Origin of the sequence: Rhizobium rosettiformans (assembly GCF_016806065.1) — a bacterium.
Taxonomy (GTDB): domain Bacteria; phylum Pseudomonadota; class Alphaproteobacteria; order Rhizobiales; family Rhizobiaceae; genus Allorhizobium.
On sequence record NZ_CP032405.1, the window covers coordinates 3,957,317 to 3,983,269 of the forward strand.

The 25,953-nt window shown below is 61.6% G+C and carries 21 protein-coding genes and 1 pseudogene; 9 read left to right on the forward strand and 13 right to left on the reverse strand.

The annotated features are described in order from the left end of the window. Positions 1-57: 57 nt before the first annotated feature. Positions 58-1,626 carry a putative bifunctional diguanylate cyclase/phosphodiesterase gene (locus tag D4A92_RS19395; RefSeq protein WP_203016648.1) on the reverse strand — a complete coding sequence of 523 codons (1,569 nt, stop codon included), beginning with the start codon at positions 1,624-1,626 and terminating at the stop codon, positions 58-60. Between the two features lie 140 nt (positions 1,627-1,766). Between D4A92_RS19395 and D4A92_RS19400 the strand changes: the two genes are divergently transcribed. From D4A92_RS19400 to D4A92_RS19415, 4 genes are all read left to right on the forward strand, one after another. Beyond that, a complete protein-coding gene (locus D4A92_RS19400) occupies positions 1,767-3,017 on the forward strand; it encodes a DUF3419 family protein (protein ID WP_203016650.1) in 1,251 nt (416 codons plus the stop codon). Beyond that, positions 3,014-3,682: a class I SAM-dependent methyltransferase gene (locus D4A92_RS19405; RefSeq protein ID WP_203016652.1), complete on the forward strand. Its 669-nt coding sequence runs from the start codon at positions 3,014-3,016 to the stop codon at positions 3,680-3,682. The genes D4A92_RS19400 and D4A92_RS19405 overlap by 4 nt, the downstream gene beginning before the upstream one ends. 130 nt (positions 3,683-3,812) lie before the next feature. Further along, a complete protein-coding gene (locus tag D4A92_RS19410) occupies positions 3,813-4,592 on the forward strand; it encodes a glycoside hydrolase family 25 protein (protein ID WP_203016654.1) in 780 nt (259 codons plus the stop codon). 100 nt (positions 4,593-4,692) lie between these two features. Continuing rightward, entirely contained in the window at positions 4,693-5,880 is a 1,188-nt protein-coding gene (locus D4A92_RS19415) for a lytic murein transglycosylase (protein WP_203016656.1), read from the forward strand. 508 nt (positions 5,881-6,388) lie between these two features. Here the strand turns inward: D4A92_RS19415 and metF are convergent. From metF to ettA, 4 genes are all read right to left on the reverse strand, one after another. Further along, positions 6,389-7,297, reverse strand: a complete 909-nt coding sequence (gene metF / locus D4A92_RS19420) for a methylenetetrahydrofolate reductase [NAD(P)H] (RefSeq protein ID WP_203016658.1) — start codon at positions 7,295-7,297, stop codon at positions 6,389-6,391. Further along, positions 7,298-8,305, reverse strand: a complete 1,008-nt coding sequence (locus tag D4A92_RS19425; RefSeq protein ID WP_203016660.1) for an ArsR/SmtB family transcription factor — start codon at positions 8,303-8,305, stop codon at positions 7,298-7,300. 168 nt (positions 8,306-8,473) lie between these two features. Continuing rightward, the gene (locus D4A92_RS19430; protein ID WP_203020057.1) at positions 8,474-10,714 is read right to left on the reverse strand and encodes a methyl-accepting chemotaxis protein; all 2,241 of its coding nucleotides are present in this window, start codon (positions 10,712-10,714) and stop codon (positions 8,474-8,476) included. A gap of 290 nt (positions 10,715-11,004) precedes the next feature. Beyond that, positions 11,005-12,654: an energy-dependent translational throttle protein EttA gene (ettA, locus tag D4A92_RS19435; RefSeq protein WP_203016662.1), complete on the reverse strand. Its 1,650-nt coding sequence runs from the start codon at positions 12,652-12,654 to the stop codon at positions 11,005-11,007. A gap of 248 nt (positions 12,655-12,902) precedes the next feature. On the opposite strand from ettA, the gene D4A92_RS19440 reads away from it, so the two are divergent. The 3 genes from D4A92_RS19440 to D4A92_RS19450 all read left to right on the forward strand — a co-directional run bounded on the left by D4A92_RS19440 (position 12,903) and on the right by D4A92_RS19450 (position 16,838). Beyond that, positions 12,903-13,829 carry an alpha/beta hydrolase gene (locus D4A92_RS19440; RefSeq protein ID WP_203016664.1) on the forward strand — a complete coding sequence of 309 codons (927 nt, stop codon included), beginning with the start codon at positions 12,903-12,905 and terminating at the stop codon, positions 13,827-13,829. Between the two features lie 160 nt (positions 13,830-13,989). Continuing rightward, a complete protein-coding gene (locus tag D4A92_RS19445; protein ID WP_203016666.1) occupies positions 13,990-15,189 on the forward strand; it encodes a CaiB/BaiF CoA transferase family protein in 1,200 nt (399 codons plus the stop codon). Beyond that, the gene (locus tag D4A92_RS19450; RefSeq protein ID WP_203016667.1) at positions 15,186-16,838 is read left to right on the forward strand and encodes a thiamine pyrophosphate-binding protein; all 1,653 of its coding nucleotides are present in this window, start codon (positions 15,186-15,188) and stop codon (positions 16,836-16,838) included. Before D4A92_RS19445 ends, D4A92_RS19450 begins: the two co-directional genes overlap by 4 nt. An 85-nt stretch (positions 16,839-16,923) precedes the next feature. Here the strand turns inward: D4A92_RS19450 and D4A92_RS19455 are convergent, their stop codons facing one another. Then, positions 16,924-17,508 (reverse strand): bifunctional transcriptional activator/DNA repair enzyme AdaA, encoded by a 585-nt coding sequence (locus D4A92_RS19455; RefSeq protein ID WP_203016668.1) that lies wholly within the window; start codon positions 17,506-17,508, stop codon positions 16,924-16,926. 115 nt (positions 17,509-17,623) lie between these two features. Here D4A92_RS19455 and D4A92_RS19460 point away from each other — a divergent pair. Then, positions 17,624-18,568, forward strand: a pseudogene (locus D4A92_RS19460) (DMT family transporter). An 82-nt stretch (positions 18,569-18,650) separates the two neighbouring features. Here D4A92_RS19460 and D4A92_RS19465 read toward each other — a convergent pair. The 4 genes from D4A92_RS19465 to D4A92_RS19480 all read right to left on the reverse strand — a co-directional run bounded on the left by D4A92_RS19465 (position 18,651) and on the right by D4A92_RS19480 (position 20,776). After that, entirely contained in the window at positions 18,651-18,992 is a 342-nt protein-coding gene (locus tag D4A92_RS19465) for a RidA family protein (RefSeq protein ID WP_203016669.1), read from the reverse strand. A gap of 82 nt (positions 18,993-19,074) precedes the next feature. Then, positions 19,075-19,413: a TIGR01244 family sulfur transferase gene (locus tag D4A92_RS19470; RefSeq protein ID WP_203016670.1), complete on the reverse strand. Its 339-nt coding sequence runs from the start codon at positions 19,411-19,413 to the stop codon at positions 19,075-19,077. Between the two features lie 86 nt (positions 19,414-19,499). Then, positions 19,500-20,327 carry a DUF4432 family protein gene (locus D4A92_RS19475; RefSeq protein WP_203016671.1) on the reverse strand — a complete coding sequence of 276 codons (828 nt, stop codon included), beginning with the start codon at positions 20,325-20,327 and terminating at the stop codon, positions 19,500-19,502. Next, positions 20,324-20,776 (reverse strand): MarR family winged helix-turn-helix transcriptional regulator, encoded by a 453-nt coding sequence (locus D4A92_RS19480; RefSeq protein ID WP_246753982.1) that lies wholly within the window; start codon positions 20,774-20,776, stop codon positions 20,324-20,326. Before D4A92_RS19480 ends, D4A92_RS19475 begins: the two co-directional genes overlap by 4 nt. A gap of 211 nt (positions 20,777-20,987) precedes the next feature. On the opposite strand from D4A92_RS19480, the gene D4A92_RS19485 reads away from it, so the two are divergent. Then, a complete protein-coding gene (locus D4A92_RS19485; protein ID WP_425959288.1) occupies positions 20,988-22,313 on the forward strand; it encodes a L,D-transpeptidase in 1,326 nt (441 codons plus the stop codon). Positions 22,314-22,426: 113 nt separating this feature from the next. On the opposite strand, the gene D4A92_RS19490 is transcribed toward D4A92_RS19485, so the two are convergent. From D4A92_RS19490 to D4A92_RS19500, 3 genes are all read right to left on the reverse strand, one after another. After that, the gene (locus D4A92_RS19490; protein WP_203016676.1) at positions 22,427-23,146 is read right to left on the reverse strand and encodes a ParA family protein; all 720 of its coding nucleotides are present in this window, start codon (positions 23,144-23,146) and stop codon (positions 22,427-22,429) included. 265 nt (positions 23,147-23,411) lie between these two features. Continuing rightward, positions 23,412-24,557 (reverse strand): iron-containing alcohol dehydrogenase, encoded by a 1,146-nt coding sequence (locus D4A92_RS19495; RefSeq protein WP_203016678.1) that lies wholly within the window; start codon positions 24,555-24,557, stop codon positions 23,412-23,414. Continuing rightward, entirely contained in the window at positions 24,554-25,939 is a 1,386-nt protein-coding gene (locus D4A92_RS19500) for an aldehyde dehydrogenase family protein (RefSeq protein ID WP_203016680.1), read from the reverse strand. The genes D4A92_RS19495 and D4A92_RS19500 overlap by 4 nt, the downstream gene beginning before the upstream one ends. Between the last annotated feature and the right edge of the window lie 14 nt (positions 25,940-25,953).

The window sequence follows — 25,953 nt, forward strand, 5'->3', positions numbered from 1 at the left end:
GAATGGATGACAGGCGAAAGATGAGGATGTCGGATGCCTTAAGTTATCCCGCGACTTTCAACCGACAGGCGCTGCACGCTGCGCCAGGCGGGCCTGCAGATAGCTCAAGGCCTCCGCCGCAGCGAAGGGGCGCGAAAACAGGAACCCTTGAGCCTCGCCGATACCCAGACGCTTGATGAAGTCCAACTGGTTCTTGGTCTCAATCCCTTCGATGGTGGTCCGGATCTGGAAGGTTTCCGACAGCTTGTGCATGAGGTCGACGAGTTTCGCCCCCTGGCTTGTCTCGAGCATCTGGTTCGCGAAGGAGCGGTCGATCTTCAGTTCATCGAGCGGGAAGAGCCGGAGATTGTTGATCGACGAAAAGCCGGTGCCGAAATCGTCAAGCGCGATGCGCACGCCGCTCGACCTGAGCTCGGCGAGACTGCGGCAAACAAGATCAATGTCGACGGAAAACACCGCTTCGGTCACTTCGATCGTCAGCCGCTCGGGCGAGAGCCCTGTTTCCACCAGACAATCAAGGATATGCGTGACGAAGTTCGGATCCTTGAACTGATCGCCCGACACGTTGACGCTGACCCCAGTCGGTGCCGGCCAGGTTGCAGCTGCAGCGCATGCCTGCTGCACGACCCATTTGCCGATCACCTGGATGATGCCGGTCTTTTCTGCGAGCGGGATAAAGATGTCGGGTGTGATCAGTCCCCTCTTCGGATGGCGCCAGCGCAGCAGCGCCTCCAGCGAACGCACATCGCCATTCTCCACAGCGACGATCGGCTGGTATTCGAGATAGAACTCCCCGTCGACAAAGCCGCGCGAAAGGTCGCGTTCGAGCTCAAGCCCTTCCTTCACTTCGCGGGCGAGACCTTCATCGTAGAAGGCATGGGCAGGCCCGAAGACCTCCTTGGCGCGGTAGAGGGCAAGATCAGCCCGCTGCAAGACGGCTGCGACCTCCCTGTCCTCGGCCGACATGAGGGTTGCACCGATACTGACACCGGCCATCACGCGGCCCTGCTCCAGTATGAAGGGTTCGGCGAGCGCGGCTTCGATCGCCAGGCAGACGAACTCCGCCACGGGGCGGCGTAGCGCTTGCGGCAGGATGACGGCGAACTCGTCGGCCCCGAGACGAAAGAGCTGCGCCCCCTCGCCCGAAGCCTGACGCAAACGATCGGCCACGCCGACCAGCAGTACATCGCCAGCCGCATGTCCGAGCGTATCGTTGACATATTTGAACCGGTCGAGATCGATGAGCAGAAGCGTCCCGCGCGAAGGACCTCGTGCCACCATCACGGCTTCAAGTGCTTCATTCAGCGCCTGGCGGTTACCGAGGCCGGTCAGTCCATCGAAACGCGAGGCCGCTTCGAGCGCCGTCGCACCGCACTCGAGGTGGCGGATACGCTCTTGCAACCTCGCCTCCCAGGACGCGATTCGCCATCCGACCGCGGTACCGACAAGCGGCAGACTAATGGCCGCAAGCGAGGTCCATTCACTCAGAAAAGCTGTGGAAAAAGCATCAAATCCGGACTGCGCCACAACGGGCAGAGCCATGGCGGCCGGCGCTGCAGCACCACCCAGAAATCCGGCAAGTCCGTAACGCAGTCGCCTCCCAAACGGGATTTCACTTAACATCATGTTAAACACCCCTAAAATAACTGAGGACAATTTGTATAAAATGCATTGAAATTCGGTTACCGCCCTCCCGTCAACCACGTCATCAAACTGTAGCACCCGACCGCTACACGCCGTGAAACCCAACAGGACGGCGGATCGACATGACTGAGCTTGCACCCGATGCCGGATTTCGTGGAAACGAGAAGCTGAAGGGTGCATTGCTGCAGCATGCCGCTCTTTCACCTGCGGGCCTGTCTGAAAGACTGTTCGGCCTGCTGTTCTCCGGCCTCGTCTATGCGCAGATCTGGGAAGACCCCGAGGTCGACATGCAGGCCATGGAACTTGCCGAAGGCCATCGCATCGTCACCATCGGTTCCGGCGGCTGCAACATGCTCGCCTATCTCAGCCGCCGCCCGGCCTCGATCGATGTGGTCGACCTGAACCCGAACCATATCGCGCTCAATCGCCTGAAGCTTGCCGCCTTCCGCCACCTGCCAGACCATGCCTCGGTCCGTCGCCTGCTCGGCGAACAGGGCGTCAGCACGAATGTCCGGATGTATGAACGCCACATCGCGCCCAATCTGGACACGGCGACACGGCGCCACTGGGAGGCTCGCGGCGTGACGGGGCGTCGCCGCATCTCCGTCTTCAATGGCAACATCTACCGCACAGGCCTTCTCGGGCGGTTCATCACCATCGGCCACCTGATCGCCCGCAGCCATGGCGTTCGCCTGGAGGAGATCGCCGAAACCCGCTCCTTGCGCGAACAGCGCATGTTCTTCGACAGCCGCATTGCACCCTTGTTCGACAAGCCGCTCATTCGCTGGCTGACCCGCCGCAAGAGTTCGCTCTTCGGCCTCGGCATCCCGCCACAGCAATATGACGAGCTCGCATCGCTGGCCAGTGACGGGACCATTGCCCCCGTCCTGCGCCATCGCCTGGAAAAGCTCTGCTGCCATTTCCTGCTGCGCGACAACTACTTCGCCTGGCAGGCCTTCCTCCGCCGCTATCCGAAGGCGGAAGAAGGTGTCCTGCCGACCTATCTGCAGGAACAGCACTATCATGCCATCAGGGAGACGACGGATCGCGTGACCGTTCACCACGCCAACTTCACCGAACTCCTGGCGAGAAAGCCCGCCGGCAGCGTCGATCGCTACGTCCTCCTCGACGCACAGGACTGGATGAACGAGCGACAGCTGAACGACCTGTGGACCGAGATCACCCGCACCGCCTCGGACGGCGCCCGCGTCATCTTCCGTACCGCCGCGGAAGACAGCATCCTGAACGGAAAGCTCGCACCCGACCTTCTCGCCCAGTGGCATTATCTGGCCGAACGCTCGCATGCCCTCAACACGCAGGACCGCTCCGCCATCTATGGTGGCTTCCACATCTATGAGAAGCGGCCCACATGAGCGAGAGCCCTGCCGCCCTCGCTGCGACCGAAAGCCGGGACCATGCAGACCGCATGGACCACATGTATCGTTATCAGCGGCATATCTATGACCTGACGCGGAAATACTACCTGCTCGGTCGAGACCACATGATCGCAGGGCTGGATCTGCAAGACGGCGGCTCACTCCTGGAAATCGGCTGCGGCACGGGGCGCAACCTCGTCCTTGCGCAGCGGCACTTTCCGCATGCCAAACTCTTCGGCCTCGACATCTCGGCCGAGATGCTCGCAACAGCCCATGCCAGGTTCGAGGACAAGGCATCACGTCCAAGGCTCGAGGTCGCCGATGCCACGACTTTTCGCGCTTCGGATTGCGGACAGCCGCATTTTGATCGGGTGATGATCTCCTATGCCCTTTCGATGATTCCCGATTGGCAAAGTGCCATCGACCGGGGCATAGAGGCGATCGGTCCAGAGGGATCCCTGCACATCGTCGACTTCGGTCAGCAGGAGCGCCTGCCCCGCTGGTTTCAAAGGGGTCTGCAGGCCTGGCTTGCCCGCTTCCACGTCACCCCGCGCCCGGATCTGAAAAGCGTCCTGGAAGAGCGGGCGGCCTCACAGAGCCTGCGGCTGACATTCGAGCCCCTCTGGCGTGGCTATGCCTGGCATGCGGTCCTCACACGCTGACGGCCTCGCGCAAGCAAGATTGCATCTAATCCGAAATTGACGATGATGGGCGACGATGGTCGTCTTCCAAACGTGTCGTTGTTGCACCTTGTGGGGCATCTTCCCCTAATGATGAGATCACGGACCCTCGATGCGGTGGCTTCCCCCATTCCTTCTCCCCCTTTGCCTTGCAGTCACGGGCTGTACCTCGGGCTCCTATGACCTCCTGGAGACAGCCTCTCTCTCGCCGCGCTTCCAGGACAACGACCCCCAGCATTTCGACGGCAAGACACCGCATCGTCACGAAGTGCACGGCATCGACGTCTCCAAGTGGAACGGCGATGTCGATTGGCGCCAGGTGAAGAAGTCGGGCGTGTCCTTCGTCTTCATCAAGGCGACCGAAGGCAAGGACATGCTTGATCCGCGCTTCCATGAATACTGGAAGGGCGCAAGCGACGCCGGGATCCCGCACGCGGCTTACCACTTCTATTACTTCTGCTCGACGGCCGACGAGCAGGCCGACTGGTTCATCAAGAACGTGCCGCGCGATGCCAACCTGCTGCCACCGGTGCTCGACGTCGAATGGAACCCGACCTCCCCGACCTGCCGTCTGCGGCCGGATCCCGCAACGGTGCGCGGCGAAATGCAGCGCTTCATGCAGCGCATAGAGGCCCATTTCGGCAAGCGTCCGATCATATACACCTCCGTCGACTTCCACCGCGACAACCTCGAAGGCGCGTTCAGGGATCATCACTTCTGGGTCAGGGCCGTGGCGCAGCATCCAAGCATGATCTATCCGGAACGGCGTTGGTCCTTCTGGCAATACACGTCGACAGGCGTCATTCCCGGCATTCGCGGCGAAACCGATATCAACGTTTTCGCTGGCACCCAGAAGAACTGGCAGAACTGGGTCGCCGCCGTCTCGAAATGATCGCAAACGGAGCCTAGAGGCTCTGAGAAACAAACTCAAGCCATCCGCATGCCGCGCGTAAACACGGCCTGCACCGGCATGCAACCCAAAGGACTGATCGATGAACAAAGCCCTGCGTCATGCGCTCCCTGTTGCCCTCATTCTTGCCTCTGCCGGTTTCGCCCAGGCGCAACAGCAATGCGGCGGCGATCTCGCGACCTTCCTCGAAGGCGTGAAGGCGGAAGCCATTGCCGCAGGCACGCCGGCCGAAATTGCCGACAAGGCGCTTGCGGGTGCCGCCATCGACCAGAAGGTTCTGTCCCGCGACCGCTCGCAGGGTGTCTTCCGCCAGACCTTCCTGGAATTCTCGAGCCGCACCGGCAGTCAGGCGCGCCTCGACACCGGCCTGCAAAAAATCCGGGAATATTCCGAGGTATTCGCGCGTGCCGAACAGGAATATGGCGTACCGGCCGGCGTCATCGCTGCCTTCTGGGCCAAGGAAACGGACTTCGGCGCGGTACAGGGTGATTTCAACACACGCAATGCGCTGGTCACGCTTGCCCATGATTGCCGCCGCCCGGAACTCTTCCGTCCGCAACTTCTGGCGCTCATCAAGATGGTCGAGCATGGCGATCTGGACCCTGCCACCAACACCGGAGCCTGGGCCGGCGAAATTGGCCAGGTGCAGATGCTCCCCCAAGACATCATCGCTTTCGGCGTGGATGGCGATGGCGACAACCATGTGAACGTCAAGCAGAGCAGCCCTGACGCCCTTCTCACGGCTGCACGCTTCATTCAGCACCTCGGCTTCAAGCGCGGAGAACCCTGGATCCAGGAAGTCAGCATTCCGGAGAACCTGCCCTTCGAGAAGTCCGGCCTTGGAGGCACGATGACGGCAGGAGAGTGGTTCGCGCTCGGCGTTCAGCCCCGCGACGGCGAGACGGCTTTCTCCGCCCTGCCCGCCTCGCTGATTCTGCCGCAGGGTCGCAAGGGACCGGCCTTCATCACCTATCCGAACTTCAACATCTATCTCGAATGGAATCAATCCTTCATCTACACGACCTCGGCAGCCTACTTCGCCACGCGCTTTGGCGGGGCGCCTGCCTACCAGAAGGGCAATCCGGAACCGGGCCTCGACACCGACCAGATGATGGCGCTGCAGACCAAGCTGCAGGGCCTTGGCCATGACGTCGGCAAGATCGACGGCATCCTCGGTGCCGGCACACGCGTCGCGGTGCAGAAGGAGCAGCAGCGAGTGGGCCTACCCGCCGATGGCTGGCCGACACCGGCACTGCTGGCCGCGCTCTGATATCAGCATCTGAGACCGCATGATCGAGCCGGGGCGCCTCCACGCCCCGGCTTTTTTGTTTGCGCGATTGTCGGCCGGAGGAGCAGTGAGCAATTCAGCCCTCGAAATCGATGGGTAAACGCTCACGGAAATTAAACTTCATTAACAGCGCGAGAGCGGCAGCAACCCATTGATTGAAATAGCTTATCGCATGTTATGGATATCTTTTTCAGTGCTTATTGACGCAGCGCAGCACAGATTGGCCCTTGCGCCGACACAAATCAGACATAATATCTAACGGTCAACGCAAGGAGGCACACATGGGACTGACCAATTCAATTAATGTCCTGATCGTCGGTGCAGCGTTTGTTTTCATCGCAACGATGCTGTTTATCTGACACGGGTCTAAACAACTGAAACCCATGAGTTGGCCAGGTTAGGCCTCTCTCCAGCAGATACGATTTCAAAACAAGTAAGAGGCGCAGGACACTTAAGTCCTGCGCCTCTTTTTATGCCGTGACGACGGAAATCAGGCGGCCGCGTTGGAGACCTTGTCGACCTTAGCGGCGATGCCGAGGCGCTCCAGCGTTGCGATGGTCAGTGGCGCCCGGTTCATCGTGTAGATGTGAAACTCCTCGATGCCGCGCCGCGAGAGATCGGCGATCTGCTCTGCCGCAATGTCGGCCGCAACCGCGGCACGCGCTTGAGCATCGCCTTCCGTCCCCTCGAAACGCTCGTCGAGGAATGACGGGGTGCTGGCGCCGCACATCGAGGCGAAGCGCTTTAGCTGCGTCAGGTTCTGGATCGGCATGATGCCCGGCACGATCGGGATGCTGATCCCCGCCGCCCGCACCCGTTCCAGGTAACGCTCGAAGATATCGTTGTCGAAGAAGAATTGCGTCAGAGCGCGCGTTGCCCCGGCATCGACCTTCTGCTTGAGCATATCCAGATCGACATCGTCGTTTTCGCTTTCCGGGTGGCGTTCGGGATAGGCCGAGACGGAAATCTCGAAATCGCCCAGGTCACGCAGACCGGAAACGAGGTCGGCAGCGTTGACGAAGCCGCCCGGATGCGGCGCATAACGGCTGCCCATGCCGCCTTGTGGATCGCCACGCAGCGCCACGAAGTGACGAACGCCGGCTGCTTGGAACTCTTCGACCACCGCACGCACCTCGTCACGCGTTGCCCCCACACAGGTGAGATGGGACGCGGTGGCGAGTGGGGTGTCGGCAATCAACCGCTTGACTGTCGCAAGGGTCGGCTCGCGTGTCGTCCCACCGGCACCATAGGTCACCGAAACGAAATCGGGCTGGTAAGGCTGCAAGGCCTGCACCGTCTGCCAGAGCTGATCCTCCATGTCGGGCGACTTGGGTGGGAAGAACTCGAAGGAGATCCGTACATCGGGGGTCTTGGCGATCGGCCGTTCGGGCTTCGTCATTTATCTGCTCCCGGTCAAGGCAAGGGGTTGTTCAGAAGCGGCATGCGCCACAGCACGTCCGCGCCGGGCAAGCCAGATGGTCACGGTGAGCCCGCGCCCCGCGGCAGTTTCCGGCGGCAGGTCGATGACGTCCTCGACGGCCAATCCCTGGCGGTCGAGCCATTCGGCCATGACAGCATGGGAGAAGCCGAGCCGTACATGGGCGTGCTCGTCTCGGAGATACTCGTGGGCATGAGGTGCCAGATCGATGATGGCGAGCCGACCGCCCGGCTTCAGCATGCGTGCGGCTTCGGCGAGCGCCAGCTCCGGCTCTTCCAGGAAGTGCAAGACCTGATGGATCGTCACGAGATCGTAGTCGCCGGCATCGAGCGGCAGGTTCAGGATGTCGCCGTGACGCACGCTCGCCGACAGGATACCTTCCTTGTCGAGGTTCGAGCGAGCGACCGCCAGCATGTCCCGGCTGGCATCGATGCCGATTGCCCGACGGTAACGCGGCGAAAGCAGTTGCAGGATGCGGCCGGTGCCTGTGCCGAGGTCGAGCATGGATTCGACCGCGTCGGTTCCGACGATCCGCAGCAGTGCCGCTTCCACATCGGCATCGTTGACATGCAGGCGGCGAAGCTCGTCCCATTCGGATGCGTTGCGGCTGAAATAGGCCTGGGCCTTCTCCGCCCTCGCCCGCTTCACGCCAGCCAAGCGATCCCGGTCACGCTGAAGCACCGGATCACTGTCCTCGGCCGCATCCAGCAGCAGCCGGACCAGTGCCGCGCCGGAGCCATCCTGTTTCAATCGAAAATAGGCCCAGGCGCCCTCCTGATAGCGGTCAATCAGGTCGGCTTCCGCGAGCAGTTTGAGATGACGCGAGATTCGCGGCTGCGACTGGCCGAGAATTTCTGTAAGGTCGGTGACCGTGAGATCGCCCGCCGACAGAAGCGTCAGAAGACGCAGGCGGGTTGGCTCGCCCGCCGCCTTCAGCAATTCCACAAGAGTATCGACGCCGAGTCTCATTCACACCACCGCAATAACGACATAAAGATATCTTTATGTCCGTTTTTGACGCGATGCAAGCCTTAATCCGCGACCAATGCCGGCTTGAGGTCGAAATGAAGAACGGCCGCCTCTTCAGGCGGCCGTCAGGGTCTCAGTGAGACAGTCGTTCAGCGATGGGCTGAAGCCTCAGAACTCTTCCCAGCTCTCAGCTGCGAGAGCGGTGTTACCAGACACAGCCGACGTCAAACGACGCGGAGCAGCCTGCTGTGTTGCCGGTACAGCAACGCGTGCTGGCGGCGGCGATGCAGGAGCCGCCGAACGGGTCTGACGCGAAGCCTGGCCAGCCGAGGCACCCGTGCTGCCCTGTCCCGTCCGGAAACGCTGCAACAGTTCCGCAAGGCTCCCGGCCTCCTGTGCGAGACCCGCGGATGCCGCGTTCATCTCCTCCACCATGGCCGCATTCTTCTGGGTCGCCTGGTCCATGTGGTTGACGGCCTGGTTGACCTCACCGAGACCGACCGACTGTTCCTGCGCAGCAGAGGCGATGGCGTCCATATGCTCGTTGATCGCCTGCACGAGACCCGCGATCGCCGTCAGGCCGTCGCCGGTCTCGTTGACCAGCTTCACGCCTTCGCTGACAGCGACTTCGGAATTGCCGATCAGCGCCTTGATTTCCTTCGCCGCATTTGCCGAACGCTGCGCGAGCTCGCGAACCTCCTGCGCGACAACCGCAAAGCCCTTGCCCGCCTCACCTGCACGCGCGGCCTCGACACCGGCATTGAGCGCCAGAAGGTTGGTCTGGAAAGCGATCTCGTCGATCACGCCGATGATCTGGCTGATCTGCTTGGAAGCGTGTTCGATCCGCTCCATGGCGGTCACGGCATTGCCGACCACCACACCGGACTGTTCTGCACGGCTGCGGGTATTGCGTACGATGTCGCGCGCCTCGCCGGTGCGGCGCGACGTGGCCGTCACATTGGAGGTGATCTCTTCGAGCGCCGCTGCGGTCTCCTCGAGCGAGGCCGCCTGCTGTTCAGTGCGCTTGGCCAGATCGTCGGATGCATGCGAGATTTCGCCCGAGCCGCCGCTGACGGCATGGGCCGAGCGGCCGACGGAGACCAGCACGCCGCGCAGCTGCTGCACCGAAGTGTTGAAGTCGTGACGCAAAGCTTCGAACTGCGGAGCAAATTCTTCCTCGATCTCGCAAAGCAGATCGCCCGATGCCAGCCGCTTGAGCCCTGCGGCCAGCGTGCCCGTTGCCTTGGTCAGGCGTTCTTCGGCATCCGCTTCCGCCCGCGCCTGCATCTCGGCACGCTCGCGCTCGGTGCGAATTCGGCTTTCCGACGCCTCGGCTTCCAGTTCGGCGTTGCGAATGGCAGCCTCGCGGAAAACCTCGACGGAGCGAGCCATCGCCCCGATCTCATCGGTGCGCTCGGTGAACGGGATGGACTGCCGCGTATCGCCATTGGCCAGTCCGATCATCGAGCCGCTGACCCGCCCAATGGAGCGGGATAGCGTGCGGGTGACGGAGACGCTGAAGGCCACGACCAGCAGGATAAAGCCGGAAAGAGCGACGATCGCCGAAATCATGCCGAAGCGCGCATCTGCCAGACGCTCATTGATCGAATCCAGGAACGCCGTCGCGTTGTCACGGATGATCGCCGCCGCAAAGTCACGGCGCTTCGCCATGCTGTCGGTGAAGGGCTTTGCATCTCGCGGCCCCGTGTAGTCCTCAAGGCTCTCCATGGCCTGGAGCGTCTCGCTGATCTGCTTGCCCTCTGCCGTATCGAAGAAGGAATAGAAACGGCTGATCACATCCGGCCGTGCAAGCTCACGGAAGGGACCATCAAAAGTCCGCAACTGGCTCTGCAGAGCGCTGAACCGGACAAGCTCGGCTTTGCCGAAAGCGCCGTTCTCGATGTAGAACTGGCCCATGCGATTGAGACCGAGATAGGCTTCGTTCACCTTCATCAGCGCATGATGGGCACGGATGTCGGACGAGAGCGTCAGGTCCTCGGTGAGGCTTGCCGTTCTGAGCGTCAGGTCAAGGCCGGCTGCAGCGACCGGCTGGGCGTAGCGCAGCGGCAGGATCGGGTCCTTGTCGCCGGCATCGATTTTCTGGCGATACTCCGGCATCCGGGCATACATCTTCTCCAGATTGGCCCGGAGCTGCAGCGTGATCGGATCACCATATCCCATCCGGTCGAGCTCGGCCATCTGATCCATCATGGCCTGATAGATGGCATCCGATTGCTTGCGGATCTCCATGCGATTCGGCGCCGTCTCCAGCGGCATGATCATCATCAGCTCGCCGCCTTGATAGGCAAGCTCTGCGAGCGCTGCGGCGCGCGTGAGCTTCTGATACTCCAGATAGCTGTTATAGCCCGCCGCGCCACCGAGACCGGTGACGGCAAGCAACGGCACCAACGCAATCAGGGTCAGTGCTTTTTGAAATGAAATTCTTCCCAGGATAGACACCTGTCAGTTCCCTCCAGACAGAGAAGGCGGACCTGATGTCGTCTCCTGCCAATTCCCACTGCGCCTGATGCGCAGCCCCTCGCAATTGGTATGACACACAAACTGTTTACAGTCAGTTTATAGCAATAAGCAGATATATTGACGCAAGTCGTTTCGAGTATCCCAAACGCAATGTGGCTCGCAAACATTGCGAGCCACATTGATCATGCTTCGAAGTTAACCAGATAACCCGTTCGGGTTTAGCGCGTCAGGCGCTTGTAGGCCTGGCTGCCCGGGTTCAGCGCATCGGGGCCGAGACGACGGATCTTGTCCTGTTCGTAGTCTTCGAAGTTGCCTTCGAACCATTCGACATGCCCGTCGCCTTCAAAGGCGAGGATATGGGTCGCCAGACGGTCGAGGAACATGCGATCGTGAGAGATGATGATCGCGCAACCGGCGAAGTTTTCGAGCGCAGTTTCAAGAGCACCGAGCGTTTCCGTATCAAGGTCGTTGGTCGGTTCGTCGAGCAGAAGAACGTTGCCGCCGGCCTTCAGCATCTTGGCCAGGTGAACGCGGTTGCGCTGACCGCCGGAAAGATTGCCGACCTTCTGCTGCTGGTCGCCGCCCTTGAAGTTGAAGGCGCCGCAATAGGCGCGGGAGTTCATGTCGAACTTGCCGAGCTTGATGACTTCGGCGCCGCCGGAGATCTCTTCCCATACCGTCTTGTTGGGATCGAGCGAGTCGCGGCTCTGGTCGACATAACCGAGATGCACGGTGTCACCGATACGGATCGAACCCGCATCCGGCTTTTCCTGACCGGTGATCATCTTGAACAGCGTCGACTTGCCGGCGCCGTTCGGACCGATAATGCCGACGATGCCACCAGGCGGCAGCTTGATCGACAGATCGTTGATCAGCGTACGCCCCTCGAAGCCCTTGGTGATACCGTCGAGCTCGATGACGACATTGCCGAGACGCTCGGAGACCGGAATGATGATCTGCGCATCGCCGGGACGAATGCCTTCGGCGGCATCCACCAACTGCTCATAGGCCTTGATACGGGCCTTGGACTTGGCCTGACGCGCCTTCGGGCTGGATGCGATCCATTCCTGTTCGCGCGAAATCGCCTTCTGGCGACCGGCCTCTTCGCGGTTTTCCTGAAGCATGCGCTTGGCCTTCGCCTGCAGGTAAGCCGAATAGTTGCCTTCGTAGGGAATGCCACGGCCGCGGTCGAGTTCGAGGATCCAGCCGGTGACGTTGTCGAGGAAGTAGCGATCGTGGGTGATCATCATCACGGCGCCCGGATAGTCGCGCAGGTGCTTTTCAAGCCAGGCGATCGTCTCGGCGTCCAAGTGGTTGGTCGGTTCGTCGAGCAAGAGCAGGTCAGGCTGTGAGAGCAGCAGACGGCAAAGCGCGATACGACGGCGCTCACCACCCGAAAGAAGCGTGACGTCTGCGTCCTTCGGCGGGCAGCGCAGCGCTTCCATCGCCATTTCGACCTGCTGTTCGAGGTCCCAGAGGTTCTGGCTGTCGATGATGTCCTGAAGCTTGGAGCCCTCTTCCGCCGTCTCGTCGGAATAGTTCATCATCAGCTCGTTGTAGCGATCGAGCACGGCCTGCTTGTCGGCCACGCCTTCCATAACGTTCTCGAAGGCGTTCTTCGCGGGATCGAGATGCGGTTCCTGCTCGAGATAACCCACGGTCGCACCTTCGGCGAGCCAGGCTTCACCCGTGTACTCCTTGTCCTGACCGGCGATGATGCGCAGCACGGTCGACTTACCCGCACCGTTCGGGCCGAGGATACCGATCTTGGCATCGGGATAGAACGAGAGATGGATGTTCTCGAGAATCTTCTTTGCGCCGTAGGACTTGCTAAGTCCCGACATGTGATAGATGAACTGGCGTGCCATGGGGTCTTGCTCCGGCGGGAATGGGAATTGGCCCGCTATGTAGGCGAATTGCGTCCTTGGGGCAATGCGGCGCACAAAAAACTGCCGAGAAATACAGCAGTTCTCGCAAGCTTCAGATCATTGCGCACTCCCCGCCTCGTCGGCCGGGTTCGTTCTTCGCCGGCTTGTTCGCGCATCCGGGGTCAAGCCATTGACGCTATTGCGCATGGCAGAGAAATGACCTCCTATCGCGCCATCGGGGGAACCAAATGTTTTCAGATCTTGCCTTACACCAATCACCATCAGGCGCGCGACTGGCCTATCACCACCAGCCATCGACGACCGTGCCTCGCGGTATCGTCGTTATCTGCCACGGCCTGGCGGAACATTCGCGGCGCTACGAGGAATTCGCCTCGGCTCTCGCCGCCCAAGGCTACCACGTCTTTGCCCATGATCACCGGGGACACGGCGAGACGACGGCACCGGACGCTCAACTCGGATTGTTCGCGCGCCGCGACGGCGTCGCAAAGGTCATCGCCGACGTCATGGCCATGCGCGAGCTTGCCGTCGAAACCCATCCCGGGCTCCCGGTCATCCTCTTCGGTCACTCCATGGGCGGCCTGATCGCGCTCAACGTCGCGACGGAGCACCCACAAGCCTTTCATGCCCTGACGATCTGGAATTCCAACTTCAATCCCGGCCTTGCCGGACGGGTTGCCCAGGGCGTGCTTTCTCTCGAACAGATGTTGAAGGGCTCGGACGTCCCCTCCCTCATCCTGCCGAAGGCCACCTTTGCCGCCTGGGGCCGCGCCATCAAGGGCCACCGCACCCCCTTCGACTGGCTGTCGCATGACGCCCGCGAGGTCGACGCCTATATCGCCGATCCGCTCTGCGGCTTCGATGCCAGCGTCTCGATGTGGCGCGATATCTTTCGCCTGACTTTCGCAGGCGCCGCCCCCGAACGTCTCGAGCGCCTGCCGCCACGCCTCCCCGTCTATCTGGTCGGCGGCGCTGAGGACCCCGCGACCAATATGGGCCGCGAGATCCGCTGGCTTGGCCAACGCATGCTCGATGTCGGCATGACGGATGTCGAAACCACCGTCTATGACGGCATGCGCCATGAGACGCTGAACGAGATCGGTCGCGAAAAACCGATTGCCGATTTTCTCGCTTGGCTCGTCAATCTCGGCCCCTGATCCGGCCAGATCTTGCCGAAACGGAATGATGCCATGAGAGAATATCAGGTGCGAATGGCAAAATGGGGCGATATAGCTCTGTCGATAGCAGTTCTTGTCATGGCAGGAGATCCAATTTTGTCGGATCGCCTGATCTGACGACGCCGCACAGGATCGCGCAATGACGCCCAAGCCCACCGCCCCTGCCCCGCTCACCGGCATCCGTGTGATCGAACTCGCCCGTGTACTCGCAGGCCCCTGGGCAGGCCAGATGCTCGCCGATCTCGGCGCCGACGTCATCAAGGTCGAGAACCCTGATGGTGGCGATGACACCCGTGCCTGGGGCCCACCCTTCGTCGAGGGCGCAGATGGCGAGAACCTCTCGGCCGCCTATTACCATTCTACCAATCGCAACAAGCGTTCGATATCGGTCGATCTGAAGACACCCGAAGGTCAGGAAATTGTCCGCCGCCTCTGCGCTTCTGCCGATGTGGTCATCGAAAACTTCAAGCGCGGTGGCCTTGAGAAATACGGCCTCGACTACGCGAGCCTGAAAGCGATCAACCCCAAGCTCGTCTACTGCTCGATCACCGGCTTCGGCCAGAACGGCCCCTATGCCGATTTCGCCGGCTATGACTACATCGTCCAGGGCATGTCCGGCTTCATGTCGATCACGGGCGAAAAGGACGGCGAGCCGATGAAGGCAGGCGTTGCCATCGCGGACATCTTCACCGGCATCTATGCCGTGACCGCGATCCAGGCCGCCCTGATCCACGTCATGAAAACCGGCAAGGGCCAGTTCGTCGACATGGCCCTGCTCGACGTCATGTCGGCGGTGCTCGCCAACCAGAACATGAACTACCTGATCTCCGGAAAGCCCCCAACCCGGCTCGGCAATGCCCATCCGAACATCAGCCCCTATGAAGTCGTGCCGACAGCAGACGGCCATCTGATCCTCGCCGTCGGCAATGACGGCCAATTCAAGCGCCTCTGCACCATCCTCGGCATTCCTGCCATCGCCGATGACGAACGCTTCGCCACCAACAAGGCCCGCGTCGCCAACAAGGTCGAGGTTCGCCGCATCGTCACGGCAGAGACCATGAAGTGGCAGAAGCGCGACCTGCTGTCCGCCTGCGAGGCCAATGCCGTGCCGGCCGGGCCGATCAACTCGATCGAGGAAATGTTCGCCGACCCGCAGGTCCAGGCGCGCGGGTTGAAGATCGACCTCACCGACGGCAAGGGCACCGTGATCCCGAGCGTGCGCACGCCGATCGTGCTCTCCGAGACACCCCTGCGTTACGAGCGCCCGAGCCCGCGCATCGGCGAGCACGGAAACGAAATTCTGGCCGAACTGGCCGAGCTGGAAAGGAAGACGAAATGAAGAGAACCGGCGGTGAACTGATCGTCGAGGCGCTGAAGGCCAACGGCGTCGAGCGCGTCTCGTGCGTTCCCGGCGAAAGCTATCTGGCCGTGCTCGACGCGCTGAAGGACAGCGGCATCGAAACGCTGGTCTGCCGCCAGGAAGGCGGAGCCGCAATGATGGCCGATACCTGGGGCCGCCTCACCGGCAAGCCCGGCATCTGCATGGTGACCCGTGGCCCTGGTGCGACCAACGCTTCTGCCGGCCTGCATGTCGCCAAGCAGGATTCGATCCCGATGATCCTCTTTATCGGCCAGATCGGTCGCGACATGAAGGAGCGCGAAGCCTTCCAGGAGGTCGAATACCGCCGCGCCTTCACCGAATTCGCCAAATGGGTCGGCGAGATCGACGACGCCCGCCGCATCCCGGAATTCGTTACACGCGCCTTTGCCGTCGCAACTTCTGGTCGCCCCGGCCCGGTCGTGCTGACGCTGCCGGAAGACATGCTGCTTGACGAAGTCGACGCGCCGGAAGCGAAGCCCTACACGCCCGTCGAGGCCCATCCCGGCCCAAGCCAGATCGCCGCCCTCGGCGAAATGTTGAAGACTGCCAAGCGCCCGATGGTTGTTCTCGGCGGCACCCGCTGGAGCGAAACCTCGGTCGCAGGCATCCAGACTTTTGCGGAAAGGTTCAAGCTGCCGGTCGGCTGCTCCTTCCGCCGCCAGATGCTCTTCGATCACCTGCACCCGTCTTATGCCGGCGACGTCGGCATTGGCATCAACCCAGCGCTGGCGAAGGAAGTGAAGGAGGCCGATCTCCTGATCCTGCTCGGCGGCCGCTTCTCGGAAATGCCCTCCTCCTCCTACACGCTGATGGACATCCCCTACCCGGCGCAAAAACTGGTCCACATCCACCCGGACCCGTCCGAACTCGGCCGCGTCTACCGCGCCGACCTCGCCATCTGTGCCGCACCTGAGGAATTCATCTACGCGCTTGTTTCGCTAGAGGCACCAGCCGCCCCTGTATGGGCCGAGCGCACGCAGACGATGCACGCCGCCTATCTCGCCTGGTCGACGCCGCCCAAGGCCGGCCCCGGCGCCGTGCAGATGGGGCCGATCATGGAATGGATCGAAGCAAACACCCCGAAGGACGCAATCTTTACCAATGGCGCCGGCAACTATGCCACCTGGCTGCATCGCTTCCACCGCTTCCAGGCCTTCAACACCCAGGCCGCCCCGACCTCCGGCTCCATGGGCTATGGCCTTCCGGCAGCCGTCGCTGCCAAGCAACTCTTCCCTGAGCGTGAGGTCATCTGCTTTGCCGGAGACGGCTGTTTCATGATGCATGGCCAGGAGTTTGCCACCGCCATTCGCTACAACCTGCCGATCATCACGCTTGTCATCAATAACGGCATGTATGGCACGATCCGCATGCACCAGGAGCGTGAATATCCGGGCCGCGTCAGCGCCACAGATCTGACCAACCCCGATTTCGCAGCTTTGGCCAAAGCCTATGGCGGCCACGGCGAAACCGTCGAAAAGACGGAGGATTTCGCCCCCGCCTTCCTGCGCGCCCGTGCAAGCGGACAGCCGGCGATCATCGAGATCAAGCTCGATCCGGAGGCGATCACGCCGACAAGGACGCTGACTCAAATTCGCAACAAGGCCTGACAGGCCGTTGAATCAAAACAGAATGGCCGGCTCATCCCCGGCCATTTTTGTGTTTGCGCAGAGGTCTCCGCGCAACAAGGGGCAATCACGATGGCCGTGTCGACGAACTACGTTTGATCGCCGTCGGCGGTCGTTTGTAGACCTCCTGAAAAACGGCATTGAACCGCCTGACGCTTCCAAAACCCGCCTGCAACGCAATCTCGGTGATCGGCATATCCGTGCCGGTCAGCAAGCGCTTGGCGCGTTGCACCCGCGCCGTTTTCGCCACCTGGAGCGGGCTTGCGCCGAGATGCTTCTGAAACAGCCGCGAGAGATGCCGCCCGCCGACCCCGACGCGGGCCGCAAGCGCCTCCACGGTCGCATCCGGCGCATCGAGTGCGCCTTCGTCGCGGATCAGTCTTGCTGCCCTTTCCACGATTGCCGCACTGCCCTTCCATGCTGGACTGAAAGGCGCCGTTTCCGGACGGCAGCGCAGACAAGGCCGATAGCCGGCAAGTTCGGCCGCTGCCGCACTCGGGAGGAACTCGATATTGCAGCGAAAGGGCTGGCGCACCGGACAGACGCAGCGGCAATAGATCCCGGTTGTTCGAACGCCAATGAAGAATCGGCCGTCAAACTGCGGATCACGCGCAAGCCATGCCTGCTCACATTGGTGGATATCCAAGCTCATGATGCGAGATTACACCAGCGTTCGGAGCGTCAAAAGGACAGAGTCCGAATCCGGCGAGCAAACCTTGGCCCGGCGGGCCACACATGGCCAACCGATCCACGACGGAACCTTTCGGATGCAGCAGAACCAATCCATGAGCCTTACCGGCTGGGCTCTACTCTTGGCACTGTCCGTTCTGTGGGGCGGCTCCTTCTTCTTTTCCAAAGTCGCTCTCTCTGAGCTTCCGCCGCTCACGGTGGTCCTGGCCCGCGTGGCGATCGCGACATTGGCTCTGCTTGTCTATTTGCGCATCCGCCGCCAGCCCATCCCCACAGACGCGGCCACCTGGACTGCCTTCTTCGGCATGGGGCTCCTCAACAACCTCATACCCTTCACGCTTCTATCCTGAGGGCAGACCCAGATTGCCAGCGGTCTGGCCTCGATCCTCAACGCGACCACGCCGATCTTCTCCATCCTCGTCGCGCATTTTCTGACAGCAGACGAAGGCATGACTCGCAACAAGCTCGTGGGCATCGCGCTTGAATTTTCGGGTGTGGCGGTACTGATGGCCGGAAACGGCGTAAAGACCGAGGGCATTCCGCTTATGCCCGTCCTCGCCTGCCTCGGTGCGGCCCTGTCCTATGGCTTTGCCAGTGTCTTCGGGCGGCGCTTCCGGCGCATGGGCATCTCGCCGGCCACCAGTGCATTCGGCCAGGTGTTGGCGACAACGCTGCTGATGATACCCGTAGTTACGCTGATCGACATGCCCTGGCATCTGCCAATGCCGGGAGTGACCACCATCGCAGCACTTCTTGGCCTAGGGCTGCTCTCCACGGCGCTCGCCTATATCCTGTTCTTCCACATCCTCTCGGTCGGCGGCGCGATCAACAGCTCCCTTGTTACGTTGCTGATCCCGGTCAGCGCTATCCTGCTTGGCTATCTGTTCCTCGGCGAAATACTGGCATCCAACCATTTTGCCGGCATGGTCCTCATAGCGCTTGGACTGCTCTCGATAGACGGACGCCTGTATCGCTGGCTTCTTGGCCGGCGACGCAAGTCCGGCACGACCGCGAAACCGTGAACCCGGAGCAAGCGCTTGAGAAAACAACAAAAAGGCCGGGATCGCTCCCGGCCTTTTGCATTCCAGACATTGCCCTGAAAGATCAGACAGCAGCCGTGACGATGAATTCGACCAGATAGTCCGGGGTCGCAAGCGGCGCACCGCTTGTTGCGCGGGCCGGCGGGTTGGCCGGGTCGATCCAGGCTTCCCAGACGGCGTTCATTTCGCCGAAGGTCGACATGTCCGAGAGATAGATGATCGTCTGCAGGATCTTCGACTTGTCCGAACCGGCGGCAGCCAGCAGGCGGTCGACCTCGGCGAGTGCCGACTTCGACTGCTCGGCAACGGTCGAGCCTTCGCCAACCTGGCCGGCGAGATAGACGGTGTTGCCGTGAACGACGGCGCCGCTCATGCGCTTGCCGGGCTCGATACGCTTGATGCTCATGGGGATACTCCTGCTTGAGACTGGTGAACGAAGACAGACGGCCGGAACGAGATCGTCCGGCCGCAAAAACGGAAACGGGAAATCAGCCGCGCTGGCGCTGCGCGTGTTCGTAGGTCGCCGTCGAGCGGGCGCCGGAACGGCAATAGCCGAGCATCGGGCGCTCGAACTCTTCAAGCGCATCGACCATGTCGGCGACGGCGTCAGGCGTGACACCCATTGGCCCGACGGGCACATGCTTGATCTTGAGGCCCAGTTCTTCGGCGCGTTTGGCAACGGCTGCGAATTCCGGCTGGCCGAACTCCTCGCCATCGGGGCGATGGCAAACGATGGACTTGAAGCCCAGCGCCTTGATCTCATCGACCTCGTCGACCGTGATCTGGCCGCTGACCGAATATTCCTCGTTGATCTCACGGATGTTCATCGGGGCTCCTCGTCAGTTTCCTTGGGGCCAAACATCTACGACGGGCGTTCCTGAGCGTCAATCGCGGGGGGATAACCGATCGGTATTCAGACGAAGGAAAATGCAAACCCATAGTCGCGGCTTTCGCCCGGCTGCAGGATGTTGAATTCGCCGGCGGCCTCGAGCTCGGCACGCCCGACCCAGCGATGCGACACGGGCTCGATGCCGAGCACATGCGCAGGCGCCTTCTGGTTTCGCCACACCTGCAGATGCGGCAGCGTATCGGTTCGAAAGCGGACCTTCAGCCGCTTGCCGCCAATCGCGGCGATCGGTCCCAGACGCAGTTCCGCCCAGCCGCCATGGCCCGCGGGCACGCAGAAGATGCCACCCTCCGCTTCGCCGAAGGTCCAAGGAAAGCCGCCGCCGTCAAGCATCGCCCCTTCGAGCTGCGTTTCGTCGTCGAAGTGCTTGGCGCCCAGGTTTATGTGATACATCAGAAAGGTCGGAAAGGCGGTTTCGCCGACATTCACGACTGTATCGGAAAGCTGCACCTCGCCGCTCTCCGCTTTCAGCCGCCATTGCCGCCGCAAATGCGCATGGCCGCCAGCCGCAAGCGTCACATCGACCACGGCCCGCGCAACGAGATCCTCCCCCTCGACCGTCATCTCGATCGAATGCGCCTGGCTGGCGGAGAATGAGCCGTGCAGAGGAAAGTGCCGGTCCGTGCCCGCGATCGGCTCTCGATGACGGATATGGTCGGGACCGCAGGTGAACAGGAACCCTTCCAGGGAATGATCGATTCGCGGATCGCCGTCATCGGGGATCGCCCGGCCGGGTGACAGATCGACGCCCTCGACGACGCAGGAGCCGATATCGAATACCGAGCTCTCGTCGAGCGCCAGACGCGGTCCCTTGGGACCGGAAAAAGTGATCATGCAAGAGGTTCCTCGGCCTGCCGATGCGGAGCCCTGAGGTGACCGGTGGAAATGAGATCCTCCAAGCCGACGAGCCCGCTGTCGAGCGAGGAGAGATAGGCGATGTTGACGCTGCGCTCAAGCCACCGCTGGAAGGCACCCGCTTCGTCGGCAAGGCGCTCGAACCTGTGCTGCCCCTTCTGCGTTAGAGACAGAAGTTCAAAGCGCCGGTCCGATCGATCCTTCTTGCGAATGAGATAACCCTTGTCCTCCAGCACTTTCACGGCACGGCTGATTTTGGTCTTGGACAGACCCGAATGGGAGGAGATGGCCTTCGCCGTCGTCGGCGTGTGTTCACCCAGCGACCAGAGAACCTGCCATTCGGACCAGGACAGCTCGTCTTCCGGGCCGCAGAATTGCGTGAAGCCGTGGTCAACGCTTTCGGCCACGCGCAAAAGCCGGAAGGGCATGAATGCCTCCATCCTCAGTCTATCCTGCATTATCCCCCCTCAACCCGGCACTGCGACCCTGCATCCAGCCCGGTTATCTCTTCCGCCCCCACAGCGAGTTAACTCTCAATTCATTATGAATTCACCTTTTCCACATTAGTGTCAAATTTATCGCGTTTGTCGCCGGCTCAGACGAGGAAACCGAATCGTGTTCGACTTCAGGAAATCTAGCTTGATACTTGCGGTTTTGGCCGCCGCCTCCCTCACCTCGGTGAGCACTGCATCGGCACAATCGGTGTATGACGATCGCCACTCCCAGATGCTGCTCGTCTCGCCGGAAGGCGATATCCTCGACTATGTCCCGGAGGTCGGCGAAGTCATGATCAGCCGCGACCGGATGGGCCGCACTGTGCTGATTGACCGCAGAGGCAATCTCGTCGCGACTGAGATCCCGGCTGAAAGCTATTATCCTCCTCGCCAGCGGGGTGGAAACCGTGGCCTGCCCGGCGTCTACGATCCCTATGCCGAGCCGGCGCCGCGAGGCTGGGACGACGACGTCACGACCGCCTCCATTCCCGACATCGACCCGCGTGACAGTCTGCCACTCGAGGGCATGCCCCAGGACATGCCGTATGGCGGCCCGGACCTTCCCGCACCCGCCGACACAGCCCCGGCACGCACGGTGACGCCGGAAATCCCGGTCAAGAGCAATCTGTCCCGCCTGGAGATCACCGCCCTGCAGGTGTTCCTCGACCGCGAAGGCATTTCGCCCGGCGTCATCGACGGCAAGATGGGCCAGAACGTCAACAAGGCGATCGTCGCCTGGGAGCAGATGACCGGCGAGACACTCGACCCGAACAATGCCGATGACATCCTGGAACGCCTGCGCCTCTCCGGCGGCCTGGCGATCAAGAGCTATACGATCACTGCCGGCGATGCGGCCGGCCCGTTCGTTGCGTCGATCCCCGACGACTACGCCCACAAGGCACAGCTTCCGGCCATGTCCTACACCTCGACGGCCGAGATGCTCGCCGAGCGCTTCCACATGGACGAGGGCTATCTGCGCGAACTCAACCCCGGCGTCGATTTTTCGATCCCGGGCACGACGATCAAGGTGGTCGAGCCCGGCCCGTACAAGAAAGGCAACGTCACACGCATCGTCGCCAACAAGGGCCTGAAGCAGGTCTTTGCCTATGGCGAAGATGGCGGCCTCATTGCCGCCTATCCGGCCAGCATCGGCTCCGCAGACACCCCTTCCCCGTCCGGCACGGTCACGATCGAAAGAATCGCTCTCAATCCGGGCTACACCTACAATCCGAAGATCAATTTCCAGCAGGGCAACAACACCCAGATCCTGCAGATCCCGCCTGGCCCGAACGGCCCTGTCGGAACGGTCTGGCTGGCGCTCTCCAAGCCCACCTACGGCATTCACGGCACGCCCGAGCCTTCCAAGATCGGCCGCACCCAGAGCCATGGCTGTATTCGCCTGACCAACTGGGACGCCACGGAACTGGCCAAGATGGTGAAGCCGGGCGTAACGGTGGAATTTGTCGAGTAAGGCGCCAAGCCTTCGAGACGCGCTTGCGCAATGACAGACTCAGATCTGAATACGAAGAGACCGCCGGCAGCACCGGCGGTCTCTTCGTTTTTGGAGTTTTGGACGCGAACGGCTCAGGCGGCGGAACGAACCAGACGGAACAGACGGCGCGGCTCGCTGGAGCGGATCACCTTGACCGGCAGCAGGCGCATGACCTCGGTGGCGAAGGCCTTGGCATTGTCCTGAGCCTTGTCGAGATTGCTGATCTTCGCCGTATCCATCGAATACAGCGTGCCACCACAGTCGAAGATCTCGCGATAGGCGCTGCGCTCGGCAATCGGCGTGTTGATGACATTGACGCCGCGGGCAGCCAGCAGCCCCTTGATGGTCAGAAGCGCGCGCGTCGTCACCATGGAGGTGACGCGTGTGAGAACGACCGAATGCGGAATGACGAGGTTGCCCGCATCTTCCATCAGCTTGATCAGGTCGAGGATCTGGGCGCCACCCTTGGCATCCATGGCGCAGCCCTGGACCGGGATCATCACGTGATCGGAGAGACCGATCGCGGTTGTTACCATGGCATCACGCGCACCGGCCAGATCCATGATGATGTAGTCGTTGCTGCGCGACAGCTCGCGGATATGGCCCTGGACGGAAGCGACCGTAACCTCGGAGACCACCTCGATGTTGCGCTGCGGACCCGAGATCTCGTGCCACTGGGTGATCCAGCGCTGCGGATCGGCATCAAGGATGGCGACGCGATATCCTTGATGGGCCAGCTCGGTGGCGAGTAGAAGGGCTGCGGTGGTCTTGCCGGCACCACCCTTGGCATTGGCAAAAGAAATGACTGGCATGCTGTTTCCTTGGGAGGTCGGATCCGAGCGGCTCATCGCTCTTTGGCAACCTGCGTCATCGGCGCCACATGCATCATCATGGCCCAAACATGGTTAACAAACTGGAAACGAGCACCAGCTCCCCCTCCCCCTTAATGGGGAGAAGCGACGGAAAACCCTAGTATATTCGCAGATAGGAATGGGCAGGCAGAAGCTCGGCCCGACAGAATGACTCGAAAGGCCCCGGCACAACATGCCGGGACCTTTCAGCGAGCGGCGCTTGAGATCAGAAGCAGTCAGCGAAGAGCTGCTTGGTGTTTTCGAGAGTCATCTTCACCGGATTGCCGCCGGCGCTAGGATCCTCGATCGCCATGGCGGAGAGTTCGTCGATCCGGTCATTGGCAATGCCCATGGCCGTCAGGTTTTCCGGCACGTGCAGTTCGGCGCGCAGTGCGAGCACGTAGTCATAGAAGCCGTCGAAACCACCCGCGATGCCGAGATAGGCGGCCGCCCGCTCGATGCGATCCTCGATCACGTGACGGTTGAACTTCAGCACCGGCGGCATGACGACGGCATTCGTCATGCCATGATGGGTGTTGTAAACGGCACCGATCGGATGCGACAGCGCATGAATGGCGCCGAGCCCCTTCTGGAACGCCGTGGCGCCCATGGCAGCCGCCGACATCATGTTGGTGCGGGCCTCGATATCGGTGCCCTCGTGATAGGCGCGCGGCAGGAATTCCTTGACCAACCGCATGCCTTCGAGCGCGATGCCCTGGCTCATCGGATGATAGAAGGGCGAGGAATAGGCCTCCAGGCAATGCGCGAAGGCATCCATGCCCGTGCCCGCCGTAATCATCTTCGGCATGCCGACGGTCAGCTCCGGGTCGCAGATGACGACGCCGGGCAGAAACTTCGGATGGAAGATGATCTTCTTCACATGGGTGACGGAGTTCGTGATGACAGAGGCGCGACCAACTTCCGAACCGGTGCCAGCCGTGGTCGGCACGGCGACGATCGGGGCGATGGCATCGGAATTGGCACGCGTCCACCAGTCGCCGATATCCTCGAAGTCCCAGACCGGACGGGTCTGGCCGGCCATGAAGGCCACGCACTTGCCGAGGTCCAGACCCGAGCCGCCGCCGAAGGCGACAACGCCGTCGTGACCGCCATCCTTGTAAGCCTTGATGCCGGCTTCGAGATTCTTCTCATTCGGGTTCGGATCGACATCGGCAAAGAGCGCGCGACCGAGACCGGCCTCTTCCAGCACGTCGAGCGCAGTCTGGGTGATCGCCATCGGTGCGAGGCCCCTGTCGGTAATCAGCAACGGCTTCTTCATGCCGAGTGATTTGCAGGCGTCCGCCAGTTCCTTGATGCGGCCACGTCCCATCTTGATGGCGGTGGGATAGCTCCAATTGGCGACGATGTTCATTTCGTGACTTTCTTCAGGTGATAGGATTTCGGACGGGTGAGGTTCTGGAAGCCGAGCACGGAGAGCGAGCCGCCCTTGCCGGTTTCCTTGACGCCGGTCCAGCACAGCGCCGGGTCGAGGTAATCGGCGCGGTTCATGAAGACGGTGCCGGTCTCGATATCGCGGCCGATCCGCGCGGCGCGCTCCGGATCCTGCGTCCAGAGCGAGGCAGTGAGGCCATAGGGGCTGTCATTCATCAGTTCGAGCGCCTCATCGTCGCTCTTCACCTTCATGATGCCAACGGCCGGGCCAAAGGTCTCGTCCTTCATGAAGGCCATGGAATGATCGACCTTCACGAGGATCTGCGGCATGATATAGGCGCCGCCGTCATCGGCCGGGAAGAGCTTGGGATCGACCAATGCCTTGGCACCCTTCGACACGGCATCGGCTATCTGCTCGCGCACGACCTTGGCGAAGCGCTTGTTGGCCATAGGCCCAAGCGATGTTTCCGGATCGAGCGGATTGCCGAGCTTGTAATTCGACACCCAGGCAACCGACTTCTCGACGAAGGCGTCGTAGAGGCTCTCATGAACATAAATGCGCTCGATACCGCAGCAGCACTGGCCGGAATTGTAGGTGGCGCCATCCATCAGCGTATCGACGGCGGCATCCAGGTCTGCGTCTTCCATGACGTAGCCCGGATCCTTGCCGCCGAGTTCGAGCCCGAGTCCGGCAAACGTGCCCGCAGCCGCGCGCTCGATCGAACGCCCGCCTTCGACCGAACCGGTGAAATTGATGAAGTTGAAATTGCCCGCCGCAATCAACGCCGACGTCGTAGCGTGGTCGAGGAAGAGGTTGATGAAGACGTCATCGGGAACACCCGCCTCGACAAAGGCGCGCACCATGCGCTCGCCAACGAGAAGCGTCTGGGTCGCATGCTTGATGACGACGGTGTTGCCCGCCATCAGCGCCGGCGCGATCGTGTTGATCGCGGTCATGTAAGGATAGTTCCACGGCGCGATGACGAAGACGACGCCATGCGGCTCGCGCTCGATGCGACGCTCGAACGTGTCACTTGCTTCCACGACCAGTGGCGCAAGCGAGTCGGCAGCAATCGCCGCGACATAGTTGGAGCGCTCGTTGAAGCCCTTGTATTCGCCGCCGTAGCGCACCGGACGGCCCATCATATGGGCCAGTTCCGGCACCACTTCGTCCGCCATCTCGTTGAGGCGGGCAACGCCCTTCAGCACCAGCTGAACGCGGTCCTCAAGCGGCCGGCGCGCCCAGGCCTTCTGCGCCTTGCGGGCGCGGGTCACAGCCTCGGTCGCCGCTTCCAGCGACATGGCCGGACGTTCCGCGTAAACCGATCCATCGATCGGCGAAATGCATTGGATCATGGTCATGATCGTCTTCCTGT